The sequence below is a fragment of the Sporosarcina sp. E16_8 genome (assembly GCF_017347095.1).
Taxonomy (GTDB): domain Bacteria; phylum Bacillota; class Bacilli; order Bacillales_A; family Planococcaceae; genus Sporosarcina.
Window position 1 is genome coordinate 1 of record NZ_JADPRZ010000089.1, and the last position, 5260, is coordinate 5260.

Annotated in this window: 6 protein-coding genes; all 6 read right to left on the reverse strand. The window is 41.9% G+C overall.

Translation table 11 applies throughout. The annotated features are described in order from the left end of the window. Window positions 1-295: 295 nt before the first annotated feature. The 6 genes from I2484_RS20565 to trxB all read right to left on the reverse strand — a co-directional run bounded on the left by I2484_RS20565 (window position 296) and on the right by trxB (window position 5078). Window positions 296-553: an HPr family phosphocarrier protein gene (locus I2484_RS20565; RefSeq protein ID WP_207152921.1), complete on the reverse strand. Its 258-nt coding sequence runs from the start codon at window positions 551-553 to the stop codon at window positions 296-298. 36 nt (window positions 554-589) lie between these two features. Continuing rightward, window positions 590-1537 carry a DNA-binding protein WhiA gene (gene whiA, locus I2484_RS20570; protein WP_207152922.1) on the reverse strand — a complete coding sequence of 316 codons (948 nt, stop codon included), beginning with the start codon at window positions 1535-1537 and terminating at the stop codon, window positions 590-592. Between the two features lie 25 nt (window positions 1538-1562). Continuing rightward, window positions 1563-2546 carry a gluconeogenesis factor YvcK family protein gene (locus tag I2484_RS20575; RefSeq protein WP_207152923.1) on the reverse strand — a complete coding sequence of 328 codons (984 nt, stop codon included), beginning with the start codon at window positions 2544-2546 and terminating at the stop codon, window positions 1563-1565. Between the two features lie 4 nt (window positions 2547-2550). Continuing rightward, window positions 2551-3441 carry an RNase adapter RapZ gene (gene rapZ / locus I2484_RS20580; RefSeq protein ID WP_207152924.1) on the reverse strand — a complete coding sequence of 297 codons (891 nt, stop codon included), beginning with the start codon at window positions 3439-3441 and terminating at the stop codon, window positions 2551-2553. After that, complete coding sequence (locus tag I2484_RS20585; protein ID WP_207152925.1) at window positions 3438-3920, reverse strand: NUDIX hydrolase; 483 nt, start codon at window positions 3918-3920, stop codon at window positions 3438-3440. Before I2484_RS20585 ends, rapZ begins: the two co-directional genes overlap by 4 nt. 207 nt (window positions 3921-4127) lie before the next feature. Continuing rightward, window positions 4128-5078 (reverse strand): thioredoxin-disulfide reductase, encoded by a 951-nt coding sequence (trxB, locus tag I2484_RS20590; RefSeq protein WP_207152926.1) that lies wholly within the window; start codon window positions 5076-5078, stop codon window positions 4128-4130. Between the last annotated feature and the right edge of the window lie 182 nt (window positions 5079-5260).

The following is a 5260-nucleotide window of genomic DNA, read 5'->3' on the forward strand; positions in this document are numbered from 1 at the left end:
ACTAACTGTTAGTGCCATGACTAACTGTTAGTGCCATGACTTCTGGCGGCATTGCCATGACTTCACACCCTATTGCTATGACTAACTGTTAGTGCCATGACTATTTCCCTCTTCGCCATGAATATCGGTGGCATTGCCATGACTTCACACACTATTGCCATGACTAACCGTTATTGCCATGACTATTTCCCTCTTCGCCATGACTACCGGACGCATCCCCATCACTTCACATCAAATCTCCATAAAAAAACCGTTACCACTTGTCGTTTGACAGCGCTAACGGTTGTTATTTTATTTAATTGTCATTTTCAACAAGTGCAGCGAGTGATTCCAGAGCCTGGTCCTCGTCGCTTCCCTCTGCGATCAACGTGATTGTCGTGCCGCGCGCAATGGCTAGGCTCATAATCCCCATTATACTTTTAGCATTTACTTGACGTTCTTCTTTTTTCAAAAACACATCAGCCAAAAATCGATTTGCTTCTTGGACAAAAAGTGCTGCTTGCCGTGCTTGTAATCCTGATTTCAACTTTACTTCAACTATTCGTTCTGCCATGACTGTGCCAGCTCCTCTCTTGGTTCGACAGCGGATTCACCGACTACCGATTCCCCCATTGCGAAGATTATCCGCAATTTCTTCAATTTTTCTTAAGCGATGGTTCACACCGGATTTACTTACCATTCCGCCCGAAACAAGTTCTCCAAGTTCCTTCAACGTAATATCCTGATTGTCTACCCGAAGCCTCGCAATTTCCTGCAATCTATCTGGTAATTCAGCAAGTCCAATCGTACTTTCAATAAACTTTATATTTTCAACTTGGCGCTGTGCTGCGCCAATGGTTTTATTCATATTCGCGGTTTCACAATTCACTAGCCTGTTCACACTATTTCGCATATCGCGTATGATTCGTACATCTTCAAACTTCATTAAGCTCACATGTGCGCCGACAATACTAAGGAAATCCGATATTTTTTCAGCTTCTTTTAAATAAGCGATATACCCTTTTTTCCGTTCAATCGACTTCGCATTCAAATGGTATTTGTTCATCAGATCAACTAAGTCTTCACTATGTTCTTTATATATTGAAAAGATTTCAAGGTGATAGGAAGATGTTTCGGGGTTATTCACAGAACCCCCTGCTAGAAAAGCACCCCGTAAATAAGCGCGTTGACAGCATCTCTTTTTAACCAATTCCTTTGAAATCTCATTTTTAAATTGAAATGTTCCTGTCAGAATTAGTAGTTCTTCCAGAAGGGCTTTTGCTCCACCCCTAATTCGGCAAATGTAAACGTTGTTTTTTTTCAAGCGCATCTTTTTTCGAACAAGCAGCTCTACTTTATAAGGATACAAACGTTTTAAATTCGTATAAAGGCGTCTTGCAATGGCAGCATTTTCAGTTTGCACATCCAGACTTAACTGTTTATTAGAAAAAGAAAGTGCACCATTCATCCTAATGAACGCCGCTATCTCTGCCTTCGTACAACAGTCTTCCGCTTCTATCTGCGTCATTTCCTTTTTTGTTTCTGATGCAAAAGACATGAGTCTTCCCCTTTCTCGGCGACGATCACGTCTGTTCCGTTTCGATTCCATTTTCCATATAATCTATGAGCCATTTAGCTACTTTCTCAGAGTCATGGATGATTGTTCCGTTTAATAATAAGCAAATGTCTTTCACTACAATATTTGGTACAAGTTGTTGAAGCGTTTCCAAATCGTTTTCGACAGGCCAAGGCGGTCCCATCCATTCTTTACCACCCTGCAATGTAGAAAATTCTGTCCCGTTCAATAAAACCGTATCAATAAAGGATTCACCCGCATGATCGTACAATGCCTGCACATGCTCCGAGGCTGTATAGCGATGTGTTTCTCCTGCTTGCGTCGTCAAGTTGTTAATATACACCTTTTTTGCCTTACATGACAAGACCGCTTTACGAATTGATTGGACAAGCAGTGCGGGCAAGATGCTCGTATATAAGCTGCCTGGGCCAATAATGATCAGATCAGCAGAATTAATTGCTTCTATTGTTTCAGGTAACGGTTCAACTTCTTGCGGCGATAAATACACTTTGCGAATTTTACGTCCGTAAACCGGTATTTTCGATTCACCAGTCACGATTGTACCGTCTTCGAGTTCTGCATGCAATGTGATGCGCTGATTAGCGGCTGGTAATACTTTCCCTTTTATGTTCAGCACCCTACTCATTTGTTCGACTGCACGTGCGAAATCACCGGTGATATCCGTCATAGCAGCCAGCATAAGATTGCCGAGTGAATGACCTTTCAAATCTTCCGAAGTTGCAAATCGGTACTCAAACATCTCTTCGATTAATGGCTCAACATCTGAAAGCGCTGCCATGACTTTGCGTATATCGCCCGGAGGCGGAATGTCATATTCATCAAGAAGTCTGCCCGAACTGCCGCCATCATCAGCAACCGTGACTACTGCAGTCAAATCGACAGGGTATTTTTTCAATCCCCGCAGCAATGTGGACAAACCAGTCCCGCCGCCTAATACAACGACTTTCTTCAAGTTCCCGGATTTCGGCATAGCGTCAATCCTTTCTTTTTTCAATGTCCCTATGGGTTATTAGCGTTCGGTACTCGTCTTTGAAACGACTTCCGAAAAATTCAGCAAGTGTTACAGAGCGGTGTTGACCACCTGTACAGCCGAATGCAATCACTACTTGTGATTTTCCTTCATTTTTATATTGTGGAATTAAGAACTTGAATAAGTCCGTTAATTTTTCAATAAGTAATTGTGTATCGTTCCATTTCAGTACATAGTCATAGACTTCTTTCTCCAGCCCCGTCTTCGGTTTCAAATCCTCAATATAGAAAGGATTTGGTAGGAAACGAACGTCAAATACGACATCTGCATCAATCGGCATACCATGCTTAAAACCGAAAGAAAGGAAGTTTAGTGTAAAACCAAGATCATCCTTAGAGGAAAACTCAGTCATTATTTTTTCTCTCAATGCCCTTGGTTTTAAACGTGAAGTGTTGAAAATCGAGCGTGCACGGCCTTTCATCTCGGATAATAGCAAGCGCTCTTTCTTTATACCTGCTAAAGGCAATCCGCCCGCGGACAGTGGATGAGACCTTCGCGATTCCTTATAACGTCGAACAAGCGTCTCATCGTCTGCATCGAGAAATAATATTCGTGACGATACACCCTTCATATGCAATAAATCGTCCAGTGCCCCAATGAGCGAATCAAATAGGTCACCTCCACGCGTATCCATTACAGCGGCTATCCTGTTCATTTTATTCTCCGATTTCATCATCAAATTCAGAAACATAACTAATAGCTCTGGAGGTAAATTATCGATGCAATAAAACCCAAGATCTTCAAAGCTCTGCACCGCAACCGTCTTACCCGCACCTGACATCCCTGTAATAATTACTATTTCAATATCACCGCTTGGCTTCCCTATTTCAGTCATTGTCCATCACCTTCCACAGAATATTGGATTTTCTCTCTCAATAATTTAAATTCCTCGGTATAAAAGAACGTTCCATATTGTATCCCACTCTGAGAAACCGCAAACAGTAAATTGGTCCGGTCCCCTTCTGCCATCGGTAATGTCTCCAGGCTTTCAACAGGATGCCATTCTAGGACTCCCTCAACTGTCGTTTCAAACGGTTTACCTATTAAGTCAAAAGCAATGAATGTGTGGAGCATCCATTCGTTTTTCACATTCTCCCCAGTTTCATCCGTGATCATCATCGTGTAGATGCCTTTTAATAACGGATTAATCGGTACAGCACCGGTTTCTTCAGTGAATTCTCTGACGGCCGTTTCATAAATCGACTCACCCGAATCCATCTTTCCACCAGGTGCTACATACCAGCCACGACGAGGTTTTTTTAACAATAATACATGATTATCTTTTACTACAAGTAAATTTACGATTCTCTGCATTTGTCTAACCCCACTTTTTATAAACGCATATTATCATTATACATCGAACCATTGTAAAACGACAAAAAAAAGGCAATCTACCGGATTAGACCGATAAATCACCTTTCAAAATATACTTTATCAAAAGGGGGGTCAATTGATACACTTACTATACCCTTTAGACATTGCATTTCTGTTACAGCCACATTAAGGTTACATTAAAATCCATTAAGCTTTTGCGCCTAACTTCTCCATCAATTCCTCAACGTATTTCTGTACAGCCTGCGCAGCAATACTACCGTCTCCAGTAGCTGTTACAACTTGGCGTAACAATTTCTCACGAACATCCCCTGCAGCATAAATACCAGGTACGGATGTTTCCATGATTTCGTTTGTTGTAACGTAACCGTTTTCGTCAAGAATTCCAAGTTTAGCAAATGGAGCTGTTAATGGATCCATTCCAATGTATACGAACATGCCATCAGCTTCAAATTCCTTTTCAGAACCGTCGACAGTTGATACAAGTGTCACGGAACCAACTTTTCCTTCTCTAGCATTTACTTCTTTCACAGATGAATTCCAGATGAATTCAATCTTGTCGTTTGCAAATGCACGGTCTTGAAGGATTTTTTGTGCACGTAATTCACCGCGGCGATGAACAATCGTCACCTTATCTGCAAAACGTGTCAAATAAGTTCCTTCTTCTACCGCCGAGTCGCCACCGCCTACAACAACGAGTTCTTTCTTACGGAAGAATGCCCCATCACAAACCGCACAATAGCTTACGCCACGGCCTGTAAGTTCAGCTTCACCGGGAATACCCATTTTTTTGTATTCAGCACCTGTCGTAATAATAATCGCACGGGCTTTATACTCTTTATCCCCGACGACTATCGTCTTGTAACTCTCTCCATCAATAACATCTGTAACATCGCCATAAGCATATTCAGCACCAAACTTTTTGGCATGATCAAACATTTTTGTAGAAAGGTCCGGACCTAATATATGTTCGAATCCTGGATAGTTTTCAATTTCTTCCGTATTAGCCATTTGACCACCCGGAATTCCCCGTTCAAGCATTAACGTAGAAAGGTTACCACGAGATGTATAAACAGCAGCCGTCATCCCCGCAGGACCGGCACCAATAATAATGACATCATAAATTTTTTCAGTTGTCATATGAATTTCCTCCTCTACAACATTTACACAACAAATCGTATAGGATACCAAAGTTCCATTCAACTTTTTTGCCTACAATGAAAAGCGTAAGGCGCCGTTCAGCTCCGACAGGCATAAGACGGGCAGGCTAAGCGGCGTTCTTTGCCGAATAGCCTGATCGACTTATGACCCGAGGAGTTGGC